Below are 17060 nucleotides of genomic sequence, written 5' to 3' on the forward strand. Positions count from 1 at the left end.
GGGGTGCGGTGGGAGGGGACGGTCAGCCGGCCAGCCATCCGTCCGCCGAGAACTTGGTGCGGGGCCGCCACAGCAGCCACCCGGCCAGCAGCAGGAACCCGGTGTCGCGGAGGATCTCCTGCAGGTACTCGGTCTGCGAGGCGTCCACGTGCCCTCCGCCGCCGAAGCAGCCGCAGTCGATCGAGATGCCGCGCGCCCAGGCGGAGCCGATCCCGGCGACGAAGGTGAGCAGCAGCAGCGTGGAGACGCCGGCGACGAGCCGGACGCCTAGCCCGATCACCAGCAGCAGGGCGAGCGCCAGCTCCAGGAAGGGCAGCGCGTGGCCGACCGGTTTGACCAGCGCCTCGGGCAGGAGCTCGTAGGCGCGGACGGCCTGGGCGGCCTCCGCAGGGTCGGCGATCTTGGCCAGTCCGGCCCAGCCCCAGACCACCGCGAGCCCGAGCCGGACGGCGGTGCCGAGCGGCTGCGTCCACGCCGGAACGGTTCGCCGCGCTGCCGGCGTGGGCACGCAGTCGCCGGGCGGCGCCGCCGGGCCGGCCATCAGGGGACCCCCCTGGGGAAGCTCGTTCACTTCCTGATGAACCGTGAGGGGTGAGGGGTGGTTGCTCCGTTTTCCGGAATTAAGCCGTAGGAGTGATGTCTGCTGACGTTCCGTCCGAATCCGCTCGAACGCCCGCTCGTCAGCGGCAGCCGTGCGCGCGGCCAGGGTCGGGCGGGTCGGCCCGTCGTTGGTGGTGCGGGTGGGCGGCCCGCACGGCGGCGTCCCAGCGGGCCGCCTCGGCGCACGCGGACGCGTCCCGCTCGGCCCGCTCGGCGCCCGCCCTGGCCAGCGCCTGCCCCACCTCGGGGTGTGCCCCGACGGCGGCGCCGAGGGTCAGCGCGGCTGCCGCCGCCCGCAGCAGGACGGCTCGGTGGAGTCCTCGCACCGGCTCACCCCTTCGCTCGCTCGGCCACGCCCGTGCACGTCGCCCGTGCACGTCGCCCGTGCACTCGTCCCTCCAGTCAACGCCGGTCAACCCCGGCTGGTGCGTGTCCCCGCCACTGTTCACCCGTTCGGGGCCCCGACACCCGTTGCCCAGAGCACCGAAGGCCCGTCACTCCCGAGGGAGCGACGGGCCGTCAGGCGCGTGCGGTGCGGCGGATCAGCGGCGGCGCACACCCTCCGCCAGCTCGCCGGCCAGGGCGCGGACGGCGGCCAGCGCGGCCGGCTCGTCACCGTCGGCGTCCAGGATCCGCTTGACGAACGCGGAGCCGACGATCACGCCGTCCGCGAAGCCCGCCACCTCGGCGGCCTGATCGGCGTTGGAGACCCCGAGGCCGACGCAGACCGGCAGGTCGGTGACGGCCCGGGTGCGGGCCACCAGGTCCTCGGCGAGCGAGTCGACCTGGGTGCGGGTGCCGGTGACGCCCATCACCGCGGCCGCGTAGACGAAACCGCTGCCGGCCGCGGTGACCTCGGCCAGGCGGCGGTCCTTGCTGCTGGGGGCGACCACGAACACGGTGTCCAGCCCGTGCTCGTCCGCCGACTTGCGCCACTCCTCGGACTCCTCCACCGGCAGGTCCGGCAGGATGCAGCCGGCCCCGCCGGCGGCGGCCAGGTCGGCGGCGAAGCGCGCGGTGCCGTAGCGCTCGACCGGGTTCCAGTACGTCATCACCAGCACCGCCGCCTCGGGGTGCGCGGCGGCGACCTCCTGGACGGTGCGCAGCACGTCCTTGATCCGCACGCCGCCGCGCAGCGCGATGTCGTCGGCGGTCTGGATGACGGCGCCGTCGAGCACCGGGTCGGAGTGCGGCAGGCCGACCTCGACGACGTCGCAGCCGCCCTCGATCAGCGCGTCGATCGCCCGGATGCCGCCGTCGACGGTCGGGAAGCCGGCCGGCAGGTAGCCGATCAGCGCGGCGCGGTTCTCCGCCTTGGCGGCGGCCAGGATGTCGCTGAGCTTGGATGTCATGGTCACTTACCCCCGTTGGCCGCGTCGTCGCCGGAGTCGCCGGCGGGCTCGTCGTACAGGCCGAAGTACTGGGCCGCGGTGTGCATGTCCTTGTCGCCGCGCCCGGAGAGCGAGACCAGGATGGTGGCCTCGGGCCCGAGTTCGCGGCCCAGCTCCAGGGCGCCGGCCAGCGCGTGGGCGCTCTCGATGGCCGGGATGATGCCCTCGGTGCGGGACAGCAGGCGCAGTGCCTGCATAGCCGCGTCGTCGGTCACCGGGCGGTACTCGGCCCGTCCGGTGTCCTTGAGCCAGGCGTGCTCCGGGCCGACGCCCGGGTAGTCGAGGCCGGCCGAGATGGAGTGCGACTCGATGGTCTGGCCGTCCTCGTCCTGGAGGACGTAGGTGCGCGAGCCGTGCAGCACGCCGGGGTCGCCCTTGGTGAGGGTGGCGGCGTGCCGGGGGGTGTCGGCGCCCTCGCCGGCGGCCTCGCAGCCGATCAGCCGCACGCCGGCGTCCGGGATGAACTCGTGGAAGATGCCCATCGCGTTGGAGCCGCCGCCGACGCAGGCGACGACGGCGTCGGGCAGCCGCCCGGTGCGGTCGAGCACCTGCTGGCGGGCCTCGACGCCGATGATCCGGTGGAAGTCGCGGACCATCATCGGGAACGGGTGCGGGCCGGCCACGGTGCCGAACAGGTAGTGGGTGGAGTCGACGTTGGCGACCCAGTCTCGGAACGCCTCGTTGATGGCGTCCTTGAGGGTGCGGCTGCCGGACTTGACGGCCACCACCTCGGCGCCGAGCATCCGCATCCGGGCGACGTTCAGCGCCTGGCGCTCGGTGTCGACCTCGCCCATGTAGATGGTGCAGTCGAAGCCGAACAGCGCGCAGGCGGTGGCGGTGGCCACGCCGTGCTGGCCGGCGCCGGTCTCGGCGATGATCCGGGTCTTGCCCATCCGCCTGGTGAGCAGGGCCTGGCCCAGGACGTTGTTGATCTTGTGCGAGCCGGTGTGGTTGAGGTCCTCGCGCTTGAGCAGGATGCGCGCGCCGCCCGCCTCGGCGGAGAAGCGGTGCACGTCGGTCAGCGGGCTCGGGCGGCCCGTGTAGTCCTTGAGCAGGGTGTCGAGCTCGGCGGCGAAGGCCGGGTCGGCCTTGGCCTTCTCGTACTCCTCGGCGACCTGCTCGACGGCGGCGACCAGCGCCTCGGGGATGAAGCGGCCGCCGTACGCGCCGAAGTAGCCGCGGGCGTCCGGCACCTGGGCACCGGGCAGATAGTCCTTCTCGGACATGGTGGAACCCCTCAGGGAGATGACGACAGTGACGTCTCGTGGCCGAATGATCAGCCGTGCGTCACGCGCCATCGCCGGCCCTGCACCTGCCCGGGCTCGCACCCGATGACGTAGCGCACCCGCCGCCCCAGCACCCGGCGTGCGGGCGCGCGGCAGCCGCGCGGGCGGCAGCCGTTCCGGAGGGCGGCGCCGAGCCGCAGCGGGGGGTGGGGGTCGCGTCCGAGGTGCGGGGACGCGGCGCCCGCCCACCGCGCGGTCGAGGCGGAGCCCGACCATCCGGAGGGTTCGGGTCGGGTGGCGGTCTTCATCCGGGCTGCTTCAGTCCTTGTGCCGGACGGCGGGGTGGGCCCCGGCGGCGACCAGGTCGGCGACCGCGGCGCGTGGGTCCTTGCCGGTCACCAGGGACTCGCCGACCAGCACCGCGTCGGCGCCGAGGTTGGCGTAGGAGATCACGTCCAGCGGGCCGCGCACACCGGACTCGGCGACCTTGACGATGCCGTCCGGGATGGCGTGGACGACGTTGCCGAAGGTGTTGCGGTCCACCTCGAGGGTCTTGAGGTTGCGGGCGTTGACGCCGATGATCCGCGCCCCGGCGTCCACCGCGCGCGCGATCTCCTCCTCGTCGTGCACCTCCACCAGCGGCGTGAGGCCGATCGACTCGGCGCGCTCGATCAGCGACACCAGGGCCGGCTGGTCGAGGGCGGCGACGATCAGCAGCGCGAGGTCGGCGCCGTGCGCGCGGGCCTCCCACAGCTGGTAGGCGGTGACGATGAAGTCCTTGCGCAGCAGCGGGGTGTCCACCGCGGCGCGGACGGAGTCCAGGTCGGCCAGCGATCCGCCGAAGCGGCGCTGCTCGGTCAGCACGCTGATCGCGGCGGCACCGCCGGCCGCGTAGTCGCGCGCCAGGGCGGCCGGATCGGCGATCGCGGCCAGTGCGCCCTTGGACGGGCTGGAGCGCTTCACCTCGCAGATCACCCGGACCCCTTCGCCCTTGAGGGCGGCGACGCCGTCCTTGGCCTCCGGAGCCTTGGCGGCGAGCTCCTTGAGCTCGTCCAGGGAGACCCGGGCCTGCCGCTCGGCGAGGTCCTCGCGGACCCCTTCGATGATCGTGTCGAGCACACTCATGCGCCCACCTCGCTCCGCTCGGCAGGCGCTGCGCGCAACACGCACCTGTCAATGGTTCGCTCGCTCCGCTCGCTCACGCGAAGTGCCCCCATCGTTTCTGCTAGTTCGCTAGCGATGAGCCGTCCGGGCAGAGGCCCGGCGGCTCTTCGATGGTATCGGCAGCCGGGGGCGCACAGCGCATCAGCCCGGCGCGCGTCTCGCAGACCGGACGCCCCTTGCGCGGGCTCCCAGCTGCGGCTTCACCGGGTCTCCACCGACATTCCTGCGGTTTCCGCCCAAGCGGCGGCTCAGACCAGCGGCGGCACCAGTCCCGCGCCGATCGGCAGGTTCCGCACGACCGTGAACACCACGACCAGCAGCGCGATCAGCGCCCAGCGACGCGCCCCGACCGAGATCCTCGGCCCCTGGCCGCCGGTCAGCGCCGCCCAGCCCCAGCGCAGCCAGAGCACCGCCAGCACAGCGAACAGCAGCACCGCCACCGCGTTGTCGTGCAGCGCGCCGGTGAGGTCCCCGTGGGTGAGGGCGTGGACGCAGCGCAGGCCCCCGCAGCCGGGGCACCACCAGCCGGTCGCGGCCAGGAAGGGGCAGTCCGGGTAGTGCCCGGGCGCGTTCGGGTCCACCACGGAGACGTACAGGGCGGGGAGGGCCACCGCGGCCAGCGCGGCCATCGGCGGGCCGAGCCGTCGCAGCACGGGCGGCGGGGCGGAGGCGGTAGGAACGGCGTTCACGCCCCCGATTCTGCCCGGCAGGGGCCCGGAGGGAACGAAAACGGCGGGCGTGGCGCGCCCGCCGTTCTGCTGTGCGAAAGCTCCGTCTGTCGACTGGTCGTACGACCCGGTTCGTCTCTCGTCCGTTGTGCGAGGGTCCCGTCGTCAGGCGGCGACGGCAGCGCGCGCGGCGCGGGCCTCGACCTGCTCCTCGACGGTCCCGTAGACGTTGGTGCTCGGCTGCTTGCCCATGCCGGCCATCGCCATGGCCTTGCCGACGACACCGCCGATCACGACGACCGCCAGACCGGCCGCGACCAGCAGCGGCGACGGCTGGATCATCGCGACACCCGCGATGGCGAAACCGACGAAGGCGATGGTCACGCCGGTCCAGGCGGCGGGGGTGTGGCCGTGTGCTTCTGCTGCCATCGATGATGCTCCTTGGCTCTCGGGGCCCGGCCGGGCCTGCGGGGCCGCCGGCGGGTTGACGGGTCCCATTGTGCCGGGCCACACATCGGCGCCCCAAAGCGGGTGGCGGGTCTATCGCGTCACATGTGCGACGTCAGACGGCGGTGGGGTCCTCGCCGCGGTCCAGGGCCTTCCACAGGTCGGCCGCGGTGTCGGTCTTCGCGGGCGCCGTGCGGGTGGGCGCCTCGTAGCGGCTGCCCATGGCCGGCCAGCGGCGGCCGAAGCGGAGGGTGAGCAGTCCGGCGAGGGCAAGCAGCGCCCCGCCGGCCACCGCGACCCACGGCCAGCCGCTGTGGCCGACCTCGGTGGCCGTCGAGCCGGCGAGGGCGAGCTTGCGGGCCGCCTCGGCGTCGAGCGCGGTCGTGTCGCTCGCGCCGGCCACGGCGGCGGCGGCCGCGCCGAGTCCGGCCAGCAGGGTCAGCACGCCGACCGCGACCCGGCCGGCGCCGCGCACCGCGAACACCGCGACGGCCGCGGCCAGCCCCACCAGGGCCAGCCCGCCGGGCAGTTCGGAGATCCTGCCGCCGGTGACGGACACCTCCAAGGTGCCGGCCCGGCCCGAGGCCCAGTCCCGCCCGGCCGCGGTCAGCACCAGGACGGCGCTCAGCACGGTCAGCAGCAGCATCACGCCGAGCGTCCGCCGGCTAGGCGCGGCGGCCGCCGCGGGGGCCGTGGCGGGTACGGGGGTCTGGTCTGGAGCGCTCACCCGTCCACTATCCCCCGGCCGGCGTCCGGCCCCGCAGCCGGGGTGGGCGGCCCGTACGGGAACTCGTCCGTGCGCACGACCGCCGTCCGCCCGCCGAGCGGCAGGAAGAGGTCGTTGCCGAACGGCACCCGTTCGGCCTCCCGGTACACCCCGCCCGGGGCGGGGGCGGTGTGCACGGTGCAGGCGCCGGCCACCGGGTCGACCACCACGAACAACGGCATCCCGCAGTCGGCGTAGACCGGGGCCGTCGTGCCGTGGCCGCCGCCCGGCGCGGCGACCTCCAGCACCGCTTCGACGTCCGGCCCGGCGTAGCGCCCGCGGGCGTTGCGCTCGGCGCCCGGGGCGATCACCGCCAGGTCGGGGGCGAGGCCGCCGGGCGCGGCCGGGAAGTCGATCAGGACATCGGACAGGACCCGGCCGTGGCCCGCCAGTTGGTCCCCGATCTGCACGGCGGCGCTGAGCACGATCTCCCACCGCCGCTCGTCGTGCGGCAACTCGGACATCCCGGCCGCCTCCCTTGCGAACCTACTGCGGACCTGCTGCGATCCCGGCCTCGCGAACTCACGAACTCACGAGAGCTCCGGCGTCCGCAGCGTATTGGCGGTGGCGACGGCCCGCAGCACGGCCGCCGCCTTGTTGCGGCACTCGGTGTCCTCGCCGTGCGGGTCGGAGTCGGCGACCACGCCCGCGCCGGCCTGCACGTACGCGGTGCCGTCGCGCAGCACCGCGGTGCGGATCGCGATCGCCGTGTCGGAGTCGCCGGCGAAGTCCAGATAGCCGACACAGCCGCCGTACAGGCCGCGGCGGGTGGGCTCCAGCTCCTCGATGATCCGCATCGCGCGGGGCTTGGGCGCGCCGGACAGGGTGCCGGCCGGGAAGCAGGCGGTCAGCACGTCGAAGGCGGTGCGTCCGGGCGCCACCGTGCCGGTGACGGTGGAGACGATGTGCATGACGTGGCTGTAGCGCTCGATCTGCATGAAGTCGACCACCTCGACGCTGCCCGGCTCGCAGACCCGGCCGAGGTCGTTGCGGCCGAGGTCGACCAGCATCAGGTGCTCGGCCCGCTCCTTGGGGTCGGCGAGCAGCTCGGCGGCCAGCGCGGCGTCCTCGTGCGGGGTGGCGCCGCGGTGCCGGGTGCCGGCGATCGGGTGCAGCAGCGCCTCGCCGTCGGTGACCTTGACCAGCGCCTCCGGGCTGGAGCCGACCACGTCGAAGCCGCCGTCCGCGGTGCCGTCCGGGCCGGGGAAGCGGAACAGGTACATGTACGGGCTGGGGTTGGTGGTGCGCAGCACCCGGTAGACGTCCAGCGCGGAGGCCGGGCAGGGCGCCTCGAAGCGCTGCGAGGGGACGACCTGGAAGGCCTCGCCGGCCCGGATCCGCTCCTTGATCTCGTCCACCGCGGCCCGGTACGGCGCGCCGCCGAACGGCGAGCGGGCCTCGCCGGGGCCGGCCGGGGTGAAGGTGGCCAGGCCCGGGTCGACCGGCTTCAGCAGGTCGGCCTCCATCGCGTCGAGGCGGGCGACGGCATCCGCGTAGGCCTCGTCGACGCCGCTGGCCAGGTCGTTGTGGTTGACGGCGTTGGCGATCAGCAGCACCGTGCCGGTGGCGTGGTCGAGGACGGCGAGGTCGGTGGCGAGCAGCATGGTCAGCTCGGGGAGCCGCAGGTCGTCCGGGTTGAGGTCGGGCAGCTTCTCCAGCCGGCGGACGATGTCGTAGCCGAGGTAGCCGACCAGGCCGCCGGTGAGCGGCGGCAGGCCGTCGTCGGTGTGGCGCGGGGTGTGCAGCGCCTCCAGGGCGGCGCGCAGCACCTGCAGCGGGTCGCCGGTGGTGGGGATGCCGACGGGCGGCGTGCCGAGCCAGCGGGCGTTGCCGTCCGGGTCGGCGGTGAGGGTGGCGGCGCTGCGGACGCCGACGAAGGAGTAGCGCGACCAGCTGCGGCCCTGCTCGGCGGACTCCAGCAGGAAGGTGCCGGGCCGCTCGTCGGCGAGGCTGCGGTAGAGGCCGATCGGGGTGAGGCCGTCCGCGAGGAGCCTGCGGGTGACCGGGATGACCCGGGTGTCGACGGCGAGCTTGCGGAAGGCTTCGAGATCCATGGCGGGCGGCACCTTCTGGGGTTCTGGGAGGGGACGGTCAGGCGAGCGGGAGCACGTCGGCGTCGAAGCAGGTGCGGTCGCCGGTGTGGCAGGCCGCGCCGGTCTGGTCGACCTTGACCAGCAGGGTGTCGCCGTCGCAGTCCAGCGCCACCGACTTGACCGCCTGGACGTGGCCGGAGGTGTCGCCCTTCACCCAGTACTCGCGGCGGCTGCGGCTCCAGTAGGTGCAGCGGCCGGTGGTGAGCGTGCGGTGCAGCGCCTCGTCGTCCATCCAGCCGAGCATCAGCACCTCGCCGGTGTCGTACTGCTGCGCGATGGCCGGGAGCAGTCCGTCCTCGGTCCGCTTGAGGCGGGCGGCGATCTCGGGGGCCAGGGCGGTCGTGCCGGGGGCGGCGGGTGTGGTGGACATGGGGCCATTGTGTCAGCCCGGCCGTACCCGCCGGCCCGATGTCCGGATCGCGGCCGCGCCACCGGTTCGCCGTCGTACGGCCGCGTTCGCTGTCGCGCCGCCGGGAGCCCGTCCGGTGCGGCGACGAGTTCCGCCAACTGCCTGCCGGGAGGCCCCGGGTTGGGCCATTCTCGTGGCCATGACCTCCGAGCAGCCGCCGCCCGCAGCCGCCGACTCCCGCCCGTCCCGCGGCCTGGTCCTGACCGTCGGGGGCGTCCTGGCCGTGCTGCTCGCGGTCGTCGCCGCCGTGCTGCTGTGGCCGGAGGAGAAGAAGCCGGCCGCCGCGCCGCCCCCGCCCACCCCCACGGCCACCCCGACGCCGACGCCCACGCCCACGCCGACACCCACCCCGACGCCGACCCGCGTCCCGCCGTACCCCTTCTTCGCGGTCGGCACCTGCTTCGACCACCCCCAACTGAGCCCGGTGATCGTCACGTCGGAGGAGCGGCCCTGCGAGCGCGAGCACGACGGCGAGGTGATCGCCACTCTGCAACTGCCCGAGGGCCTCACCGGCGACCTCAAGATCAACCTTGCGATGCTGGACGGCTGCAAGGGCGCCGAGACCGCCGCCAAGGCCCGCCAGGGCGACGACCGCACCTACTACGGCCGCCCGCTCGGCCCGACGATGGCCAACTACCAGCAGGGCTGGCGGGATTACACCTGCTCGCTGACCGTCAGCAACCACCAGGGCGGCCCCAGACTCACCGGGCACCTGCACTGAGTTCTAAGGTGGCGCCATGTCGAACCACGCCCTCGCCGAGCGCCACCGCCTCGCCGAACTCCTGGCCGCCGCCGGGCCGGACGCGCCCACCCTCTGCGCCGGGTGGACCACCCGGGACCTCGCCGCCCACCTGGTGATCCGGGAACGCCGGACGGACGCGGCGGCCGGCATCCGCATCGGCGCACTCGCGGGCTGGACCCACCGCGTGCAGTCGGCGTACGCCGAGCGCCCGTACGAGGAGCTGCTGAAGCTGTTCCGGTCGGGCCCGCCGCTGCTCTCACCGTTCGCCCTGCCCGGCGCCGACGAGGCGGCGAACACCGTCGAGTACTTCGTCCACGCCGAGGACGTCCTCCGGGCGGGCGAGGACTGGACGCCGCAGCCGGTACCGCCCGGCCGCGCCGAGGCGCTGTGGCGGCGCCTGCCGCTGCTGGCCCGGCTGGAGGCCCACCGCCGCTCGCCGGTCCGGCTGGAGCTGCGCCACCCGGACGGCCGGTCGCTGACGGTCGGCCCGGCCGGCTCCCCCACCGTCCGCATCACCGGCGAACCGGGCGAGCTGATCCTCTTCGTCTACGGCCGCGGCGACCGCACCACACTCACCGTCGACGGCCCCGAGGACGCCGTCGAGGCCCTCCGCCACGCCCTGCCGCTGCCGTAACCCCGGCCCGCCCCCTCCCTGCCCTCGTCGCCCCTCCCCCGACACTCCGAACGCGCAGCCCGGCTCCGTCTCCGGCTGCGAATGTCAGTGCCGGGGTGCAGACTCGCAGATGGCCGGGAGGGGGCGTGCGCGCGCCCAGCGGAATACCGCCCCGGTCACCTCTCCGTCGAAGGGGCACCACCTCATGCTCACCACCGACTTTCCCGCCGGCGCGCCCTGCTGGATAGACCTCGGCAGCCCGGACATCCCCGCCACGGCCGACTTCTACAAGCAGGTCTTCGGGTGGACCTACACGTCCGCCGGCCCGGACACCGGCGGCTACGGATTCTTCCAGCTGAACGGCAAGACCGTCGGCGCCATCGGCCCGCTCAACGAGGGCGACCAGTCCACCTGGACGACGTACTTCCTCACCGCCGACGCGGACGCCACCACGAAGGCCGTCGAGCAGGCCGGCGGCTCGGTCCGCGTCGCGCCGATGGACGTCATGAGCGAAGGGCGGTTCGCCCAGCTCACCGACCCGCAGGGCGCCGACTTCGCGATCTGGCAGGCCGGCTCGACCACCGGCCTGGACGCCGTCTCCGCGGACAACGCCCTGGTCTGGGCCGAGCTGCACACCCCCGACCAGGACGCCGGGCTCGAGTTCTACCGGAAGGTCTTCGGCTGGCGGGCGGAGACCTTCCGGCCCGACCCGAACCTGCTCTACCAGGTGATCTCCCCCGCGGACGGCGACCAGCAGGCCACCAGCTTCGGCGGCATCGCCCCGGTGATGCAGGGCCAGCCCCCCGCGTGGACGCCGTACTTCGCCACCGAGGACGTGGACGCGCTGATCGCGAAGGCGACGGCGGCCGGCGGCTCGGTGCTGATGCCCGCCGCGGACGTGGAGAACGTCGGCCGGATCGCCTGGCTGGCGGACCCGAACGGCGCGCCGTTCGCGTTGCTCAAGCCCGAGCCGCAGGAGTCCTGAGCACGTGAAGGGGCCCGCCGAACCCGGTGCGTACCGGCCGGCGGGCCCCTTTCACGAGCGTCAGCGCACCGGGTGCCCGGCCTCGCGCAGCGCGTTCTTGACCTCGCCGATCCGCAGGTCGCCGAAGTGGAAGACGCTCGCGGCGAGCACCGCGTCCGCGCCCGCCTCGACCGCCGGCGCGAAGTCGGCGAGCTTGCCGGCCCCGCCGGAGGCGATCACCGGCACCGAGACGGCCTTGCGGACGGCCCGGATCATGTCCAGGTCGTAGCCGTCCTTGGTGCCGTCCGCGTCCATCGAGTTGAGCAGGATCTCGCCCGCGCCCAACTCGGCCGCGCGGCCCGCCCATTCGACCGCATCGAGGCCGGTGCCGCGGCGCCCGCCGTGCGTGGTGACCTCGAAGCCGGACGGCGTCTCGGTGCCCTCGGCGCAGCGCCGGGCGTCGACCGACAGGACCAGCACCTGCCGCCCGAACCGCTGGGCGATCTCGCGGACCAGCTCCGGCCGGGCGATGGCCGCGGTGTTGACACCGACCTTGTCGGCGCCGGCCCGCAGCAGCCGGTCGACGTCCTCGACGGAGCGGATGCCGCCGCCGACGGTGAGCGGGATGAACACCTGCTCGGCGGTGCGGCGGACGACGTCGTAGGTGGTCTCCCGGTCGCCGGAGGAGGCGGTGATGTCGAGGAAGGTCAACTCGTCGGCGCCCTCGGCGTCGTAGAGCTTGGCCATCTCGACCGGGTCGCCGGCGTCGCGCAGGTTCTGGAAGTTGACGCCCTTGACCACCCGCCCGGCGTCGACGTCCAGGCAGGGGATGACACGTACTGCGAGGGTCACGGCTGTTTGCCTTCCAGGGTCTTTGCCAGCCCGGCACGGTAGGCGTCGATCTCGACCTCGACCATCATCCGGGAGTCGATCAGTCCCTCGACCACCACCATGGTGGCCACCGGGCGGGCGGCGTCGAAGAGTTGACGGTGGGCGCGGCCCACCTCCTCGGCGTCGCGGACGTGGGTGATGTACATCCGGGTGCGGACCACGTCGTCCACCGTCAGACCGTACGCGGCCAGGGCCTTGAGCCCGACGCCGAACGCGGCGAGGGTCTGCCCGTACGGGTCGCCCTCGTGCTCGATCCGGCCGTCGACCCAGGCGGTGGAGCCGGCCACGTGCACGTGGTCGCCCGCGGCGACCGCCCGTGCGTAGCCGAACTCCTCCTCCCAGGGGGAGAATCCGGTGACCCGGCCGCGCACGATCCGACGTTCCGTCATCCTGAAACCGCCTCCAGGGCCTCTTCGAGGGTGAACTTCTGCTCGTAGAGTGCCTTGCCCACGATGGCGCCCTCGACACCCTCGGCGACCAGGCCGGCGATGGCGCGCAGGTCGTCCAGCGAGGAGACGCCGCCGGAGGCGACGACCGGGCGGTCGGTGGAGGCGCAGACGTCGCGCAGCAGCTGGAGGTTGGGGCCGGTCAGGGTGCCGTCGCGGTTGACGTCGGTGACGACGTAGCGGGCGCAGCCCTCCTTGTCGAGCCGGTCCAGCACCTCGAAGAGCTGGCCGCCGTCGCGGGTCCAGCCGCGGCCGCGCAGGGTGGTGCCGACGACGTCGAGGCCGACGGCGATCTTGTCGCCGTGCTCGGCGATGGCCTTGGCGACCCACTCGGGGCTCTCCAGGGCGGCGGTGCCGAGGTTGACCCGGGTGCAGCCGGTGGCGAGCGCGTTGGCGAGCGACTCGTCGTCGCGGATGCCGCCGGACAGCTCGACCTTGATGTCGAGCGCGCCGGTGACCTCGCGCAGCAGCTCGTAGTTGGAGCCGGTGCCGAAGGCGGCGTCGAGGTCCACCAGGTGCAGCCACTCGGCGCCGGCGTTCTGCCAGGCGAGGGCGGCGGCCAGCGGCTCGCCGAAGGAGGTCTCGGTGCCGGAGGCGCCCTTGACCAGGCGGACGGCCTGGCCGTCCCGGACGTCGACGGCGGGAAGCAGTTCGAGGCGACTCATCAATAACAACTTTCAGCTCGTCAGAGGGTGTTGACCCAGTTGGTCAGCAGGGCGGCGCCGGCGTCGCCGGACTTCTCGGGGTGGAACTGGGTGGCCCAGAGCGGGCCGTTCTCGACGGCGGCGACGAACGGCTGGCCGTGGGTGGCCCAGGTGACGAGCGGGGCGTGGATCCGCGCGCTGTGGATCTCCAGCTCCCAGCGCCGCACGCCGTAGGAGTGCACGAAGTAGAAGCGGGTCTGCGGGTCGAGGCCGGCGAACATCCGGCTGCCCTCGGGCACGTCCACGGTGTTCCAGCCCATGTGCGGGACGACCGGGGCGTCCAGCGGCTCGACGGTGCCCGGCCACTCGTCGCACCCGGCCGTCTCCACGCCGTGCTCGACCCCCTTCTCGAAGAGGATCTGCATGCCGACGCAGATTCCCATGACCGGGCGGCCCCCGGCGAGCCGACGGCCGATGATCCAGTCCCCGCGGACCGACTTCAGCCCGCGCATGCAGGCCTCGAAGGCGCCCACGCCGGGGACGAGCAGCCCGTCCGCGGCCATCGCGGCGTCGTAGTCGGAGGTGACGGTGACGGTGGCGCCGGTGCGCTCCAGGGCGCGCTGCGCGGAGCGGAGGTTGCCCGACCCGTAGTCGAGGACGACGACGTTCTTGCCCATGTTCAGGTGTCCAGTCTCTCTACGGCGGTCTACAGGCGCATGATGCCGGCGGCCAGGCACATGCCGGAGCCGAGCCCGAGCACCAGGATCACGCCCTTGGGCAGCTTCTGCTTCCAGAACGAGATCACCCCGCCGAGCAGGAAGAGTCCGGCGAAGATGAGGGCGATGGCGGACCTGCTCACAGTGCACCCTTGGTCGACGGGAGGATGCCGGCCGCGCGCGGGTCGCGCTCGGAGGCGTAGCGCAGGGCCCGGGCGAGCGCCTTGAACTGGCACTCGACGATGTGGTGGGCGTTGCGGCCGTACGGGACGTGGACGTGCAGGGCTATCTGCGCCTGGGCCACGAAGGACTCCAGGATGTGCCGGGTCATCGTGGTGTCGTACGTCCCGATCATCGGCGCCATGTGCTCCGGCTCGGTGTGCACCAGGTAGGGGCGGCCGGAGAGGTCGACGGTGACCTGGGCGAGCGACTCGTCCAGCGGCACCGTGCAGTTGCCGAAGCGGTAGATGCCGACCTTGTCGCCGAGCGCCTGCTTGAAGGCGGCGCCGAGGGCGAGGGCGGTGTCCTCGATGGTGTGGTGGGTGTCGATGTGCAGGTCGCCGTCGGTCTTGACGGTGAGGTCGAACAGACCGTGGCGGCCGAGCTGGTCGAGCATGTGGTCGTAGAACCCGACGCCCGTGGAGACGTCGGTCCTGCCGGTGCCGTCGAGGTCTATCTCGACCAGGACCGAGGTCTCCTTGGTGGTGCGCTCAACACGTCCGATACGGGACATACGGGTTACAGCTCCTGACTGGCTGCGCGCGCGAAGCACGCACGCGCATCGGACGGGGTGGGCGGCCAGAGGGCGGCGCGGACGGCGGCCAGGAAGGCGTCGTTCTCGGCGGGCGTCCCGGCGGTGACGCGCAGCCACCCGGGGACGCCGTTGTCGCGGACCAGGACGCCCTGGTCGAGGATGGCCTGCCAGACCGCGTGGGTGTCGGCGAAGCGGCCGAACTGGACGAAGTTGGCGTCCGAGTCGGTCACCTCCAGGCCGAGCCCGCGCAGCGCGTCCACCAGCCGGTCACGCTCCTCCTTGAGCCGGCCGACGTACCCGAGCAGGGTGTCGGTGTACTCCAGGCAGGCCAGCGCGGTGGCCTGGGTGACGGCCGACAGGTGGTACGGCAGCCGGACCAGCTGTACCGCGTCCACCACGGCCGGGTCGGCCGCGAGGTAGCCCAGACGCAGCCCGGCCGCGCCGAAAGCCTTGGACATGGTGCGGCTGACCACCAGGTTGGGGCGGCCCTCGATCAACGGCAGCAGCGAGGCGCGGTGCGAGAACTCGACGTAGGCCTCGTCGACGACGACCAGGCTGGGCCGGGCGGCCTGCGCGGCCTCGTACAGCTTCAGCACGGTGTCCGCGGCGACGGCGGTGCCGGTCGGGTTGTTCGGCGAGCAGATGAAGACCACGTTCGGCCGGTGCTCGGCGATCGCGGCGACGGCGGCGTCGACGTCGATGGTGAAGTCGGCGTTGCGCGGGCCGGAGATCCACTCGGTGCCGGTGCCCCGGGAGATCAGGGCGTGCATCGAGTACGAGGGCTCGAAGCCGAGCGCGCTGCGGCCGGGGCCGCCGAAGGTCTGGAGGAGCTGCTGAAGCACCTCGTTCGAGCCGTTGGCGGCCCAGACCTGGGCGCGCTCGACCGGGAAGCCGGTGGTGCGGGTCAGGTAGGCGGCCAGGCCGTCGCGCAGCTCGACCGCGTCCCGGTCGGGGTAGCGGTTGAGGTTGCGGGCGGCCTCGGCGACGCGCTCGGCGATCCGGGCGACCAGCTCCTCGGGGAGCGGGTACGGGTTCTCGTTGGTGTTCAGCTGGACGGGCACGTCCAACTGCGGTGCGCCGTACGGGGACTGGCCGCGCAGCTCGTCCCGGACGGGGAGGTCGTCGATGGCGGTCACGAGGTGGGCACCGTCCAGTCGCTGTGCCAGTTCCGTTCGTCTCCGACGAAACGTGCCTTGATCGCGTCGCCGTGGCCCGGGAGGTCCTCGGCGTTGGCGAGGTTGACCACGTGCGCGGCGACGTCCGCGAGTGCGTCCCGGTCGTACTCGACGACCTGGACGCCGCGCAGGAAGGTCTGCACGGACAGGCCGGAGGAGTGGCAGGCGCAGCCGCCGGTGGGCAGCACGTGGTTGGAGCCGGCCGCGTAGTCGCCCAGCGACACCGGCGTCCAGCGGCCGATGAAGATCGCGCCGGCGTTGCGGACCCCGGCCGCCACCGCGTGGGCGTCCCGGGTCTGGATCTCCAGGTGCTCGGCGGCGTAGGCGTTGACGACGGCGAGGCCCTGCTCCAGGTCGTCGACCAGGATGATGCCGGACTGCCGGCCGCCCAGCGCCTCGGCCACCCGCTCGCTGTGCTTGGTCTTCGCGACCTGCACGGCCAGCTCGGCCTCGACCGCGTCGGCCAGCGCCACGGAGTCGGTGACCAGCACCGAGCCGGAGGTGGGGCCGTGCTCGGCCTGGCTGATCAGGTCGGCGGCGACGTCGCTGGGCAGCGCGCTGTCGTCGGCGAGGACGGCGATCTCGGTCGGGCCGGCCTCGGAGTCGATGCCGATCCGGCCGGCGAACAGCCGCTTGGCGGCGGCCACGTAGATGTTGCCCGGGCCGGTGACCATGTTCACCGGCGCGCACTCCTCGGTGCCGAGGGCGAACATCGCGACCGCCTGGGCACCGCCGACGGAGTACACCTCGTCGACGCCGAGCAGCGCGCAGGCCGCCAGGATCGTCGGGTGCACCCGGCCGCCGAACTCTTTCTGCGGCGGGGACGTCACCGCGATGCCCCGCACGCCCGCCTCCTGGGCCGGCACCACGTTCATCACCACGGACGACGGGTACACCGCCAGCCCGCCCGGCACGTACAGGCCGACCCGGTCCACCGGCACCCAGCGCTGGGTGACCGTGCCGCCCGGCACCACCTGCGTGGTGTGCCCGGTGCGGCGCTGGTCGGCGTGGACGGCCCGGGCCCGGCGGATCGACTCCTCCAGCGCGGCCCGCACCTTCGGGTCCAGCTCCGCCAGGGCCTCGGCCAGCTGCTCGGCGGGCACCCGGGTGGACTCCAGCCGCACGCCGTCGAAGCGCTCGGTGATCTCGATCAGCGCCGCGACCCCGCGATGGTGTACGTCCTCGGCGATCGGCCGCACCTTCTCCAGGGCGGCCGCCACGTCGAACTCGGCACGGGGCAGCAGGTCACGCGGGTCGTCCAGCGATCCGCGGAGGTCGATTCGAGAGATCACGCCCCCAGTGTAAGGAGTGGCCGGAATCGCTGGTCCCGCATTTCAGTCCGTGATACGAA

23 protein-coding genes are annotated in these 17060 nt (G+C 73.5%); 3 read left to right on the top strand and 20 right to left on the bottom strand.

Features of this window, described 5'->3' with window-relative positions:
• Positions 1–22: 22 nt before the first annotated feature.
• The 12 genes from F7Q99_RS05660 to hisI form a co-directional block, all read right to left on the bottom strand.
• The gene (locus F7Q99_RS05660; protein ID WP_153465835.1) at positions 23–541 is read right to left on the bottom strand and encodes a MauE/DoxX family redox-associated membrane protein; all 519 of its coding nucleotides are present in this window, start codon (positions 539–541) and stop codon (positions 23–25) included.
• A gap of 139 nt (positions 542–680) precedes the next feature.
• Positions 681–926, bottom strand: a complete 246-nt coding sequence (locus tag F7Q99_RS05665) for a hypothetical protein (RefSeq protein ID WP_153460335.1) — start codon at positions 924–926, stop codon at positions 681–683.
• 216 nt (positions 927–1142) lie between these two features.
• Positions 1143–1952, bottom strand: a complete 810-nt coding sequence (gene trpA / locus F7Q99_RS05670) for a tryptophan synthase subunit alpha (RefSeq protein WP_153460336.1) — start codon at positions 1950–1952, stop codon at positions 1143–1145.
• 2 nt (positions 1953–1954) lie between these two features.
• Positions 1955–3217 (bottom strand): tryptophan synthase subunit beta, encoded by a 1263-nt coding sequence (gene trpB, locus F7Q99_RS05675; protein WP_153460337.1) that lies wholly within the window; start codon positions 3215–3217, stop codon positions 1955–1957.
• Positions 3218–3267: 50 nt separating this feature from the next.
• Positions 3268–3525 carry a tryptophan biosynthesis modulator TrpM gene (gene trpM / locus F7Q99_RS05680; protein WP_153460338.1) on the bottom strand — a complete coding sequence of 86 codons (258 nt, stop codon included), beginning with the start codon at positions 3523–3525 and terminating at the stop codon, positions 3268–3270.
• 10 nt (positions 3526–3535) lie between these two features.
• Positions 3536–4342: an indole-3-glycerol phosphate synthase TrpC gene (trpC, locus tag F7Q99_RS05685; RefSeq protein ID WP_153460339.1), complete on the bottom strand. Its 807-nt coding sequence runs from the start codon at positions 4340–4342 to the stop codon at positions 3536–3538.
• Positions 4343–4629: 287 nt separating this feature from the next.
• Positions 4630–5070, bottom strand: coding sequence for a DUF2752 domain-containing protein (locus F7Q99_RS05690; protein WP_326846299.1), 441 nt, complete (start codon positions 5068–5070; stop codon positions 4630–4632).
• A gap of 144 nt (positions 5071–5214) precedes the next feature.
• Positions 5215–5478 (bottom strand): HGxxPAAW family protein, encoded by a 264-nt coding sequence (locus tag F7Q99_RS05695; RefSeq protein WP_230210162.1) that lies wholly within the window; start codon positions 5476–5478, stop codon positions 5215–5217.
• A 133-nt stretch (positions 5479–5611) separates the two neighbouring features.
• Positions 5612–6223: a TIGR02234 family membrane protein gene (locus tag F7Q99_RS05700; protein ID WP_326846300.1), complete on the bottom strand. Its 612-nt coding sequence runs from the start codon at positions 6221–6223 to the stop codon at positions 5612–5614.
• Positions 6220–6726, bottom strand: coding sequence for a Uma2 family endonuclease (locus tag F7Q99_RS05705; protein WP_153460340.1), 507 nt, complete (start codon positions 6724–6726; stop codon positions 6220–6222). The genes F7Q99_RS05700 and F7Q99_RS05705 overlap by 4 nt, the downstream gene beginning before the upstream one ends.
• 66 nt (positions 6727–6792) lie before the next feature.
• The gene (locus tag F7Q99_RS05710) at positions 6793–8316 is read right to left on the bottom strand and encodes an anthranilate synthase component I (RefSeq protein ID WP_153460341.1); all 1524 of its coding nucleotides are present in this window, start codon (positions 8314–8316) and stop codon (positions 6793–6795) included.
• Positions 8317–8353: 37 nt separating this feature from the next.
• Positions 8354–8725, bottom strand: coding sequence for a phosphoribosyl-AMP cyclohydrolase (gene hisI / locus F7Q99_RS05715; RefSeq protein ID WP_153460342.1), 372 nt, complete (start codon positions 8723–8725; stop codon positions 8354–8356).
• A 178-nt stretch (positions 8726–8903) separates the two neighbouring features.
• Here hisI and F7Q99_RS05720 point away from each other — a divergent pair, with 178 nt between their 5' ends.
• The 3 genes from F7Q99_RS05720 (at position 8904) to F7Q99_RS05730 (ending at position 11104) form a co-directional block, all read left to right on the top strand.
• Positions 8904–9485 (top strand): hypothetical protein, encoded by a 582-nt coding sequence (locus tag F7Q99_RS05720; RefSeq protein ID WP_153460343.1) that lies wholly within the window; start codon positions 8904–8906, stop codon positions 9483–9485.
• A gap of 16 nt (positions 9486–9501) precedes the next feature.
• Entirely contained in the window at positions 9502–10140 is a 639-nt protein-coding gene (locus tag F7Q99_RS05725; RefSeq protein ID WP_153460344.1) for a TIGR03085 family metal-binding protein, read from the top strand.
• Between the two features lie 184 nt (positions 10141–10324).
• On the top strand, positions 10325–11104 hold the full coding sequence (locus F7Q99_RS05730) for a VOC family protein (protein ID WP_153460345.1): 780 nt from the start codon (positions 10325–10327) through the stop codon (positions 11102–11104).
• Positions 11105–11164: 60 nt separating this feature from the next.
• Here the strand turns inward: F7Q99_RS05730 and hisF are convergent, their stop codons facing one another.
• From hisF to hisD, 8 genes are read right to left on the bottom strand one after another with little or no spacing between them, the layout of a single operon-like run.
• Entirely contained in the window at positions 11165–11935 is a 771-nt protein-coding gene (gene hisF / locus F7Q99_RS05735) for an imidazole glycerol phosphate synthase subunit HisF (protein WP_326846301.1), read from the bottom strand.
• Positions 11932–12363 (bottom strand): RidA family protein, encoded by a 432-nt coding sequence (locus F7Q99_RS05740; protein WP_153460346.1) that lies wholly within the window; start codon positions 12361–12363, stop codon positions 11932–11934. Before F7Q99_RS05740 ends, hisF begins: the two co-directional genes overlap by 4 nt.
• On the bottom strand, positions 12360–13085 hold the full coding sequence (priA, locus tag F7Q99_RS05745) for a bifunctional 1-(5-phosphoribosyl)-5-((5-phosphoribosylamino)methylideneamino)imidazole-4-carboxamide isomerase/phosphoribosylanthranilate isomerase PriA (protein ID WP_153460347.1): 726 nt from the start codon (positions 13083–13085) through the stop codon (positions 12360–12362). The genes F7Q99_RS05740 and priA overlap by 4 nt, the downstream gene beginning before the upstream one ends.
• A gap of 20 nt (positions 13086–13105) precedes the next feature.
• On the bottom strand, positions 13106–13741 hold the full coding sequence (gene hisH / locus F7Q99_RS05750) for an imidazole glycerol phosphate synthase subunit HisH (protein ID WP_153460348.1): 636 nt from the start codon (positions 13739–13741) through the stop codon (positions 13106–13108).
• Positions 13742–13770: 29 nt separating this feature from the next.
• Positions 13771–13923, bottom strand: coding sequence for a hypothetical protein (locus F7Q99_RS05755; protein WP_153460349.1), 153 nt, complete (start codon positions 13921–13923; stop codon positions 13771–13773).
• The gene (gene hisB, locus F7Q99_RS05760) at positions 13920–14513 is read right to left on the bottom strand and encodes an imidazoleglycerol-phosphate dehydratase HisB (RefSeq protein ID WP_153460350.1); all 594 of its coding nucleotides are present in this window, start codon (positions 14511–14513) and stop codon (positions 13920–13922) included. The genes F7Q99_RS05755 and hisB overlap by 4 nt, the downstream gene beginning before the upstream one ends.
• A 5-nt stretch (positions 14514–14518) precedes the next feature.
• Positions 14519–15670 (bottom strand): histidinol-phosphate transaminase, encoded by a 1152-nt coding sequence (locus tag F7Q99_RS05765; RefSeq protein WP_326846302.1) that lies wholly within the window; start codon positions 15668–15670, stop codon positions 14519–14521.
• Positions 15667–17001 (bottom strand): histidinol dehydrogenase, encoded by a 1335-nt coding sequence (hisD, locus tag F7Q99_RS05770; protein ID WP_326846303.1) that lies wholly within the window; start codon positions 16999–17001, stop codon positions 15667–15669. The genes F7Q99_RS05765 and hisD overlap by 4 nt, the downstream gene beginning before the upstream one ends.
• Between the last annotated feature and the right edge of the window lie 59 nt (positions 17002–17060).

Source organism: Streptomyces kaniharaensis (assembly GCF_009569385.1).
Classification (GTDB): domain Bacteria; phylum Actinomycetota; class Actinomycetes; order Streptomycetales; family Streptomycetaceae; genus Kitasatospora; species Kitasatospora kaniharaensis.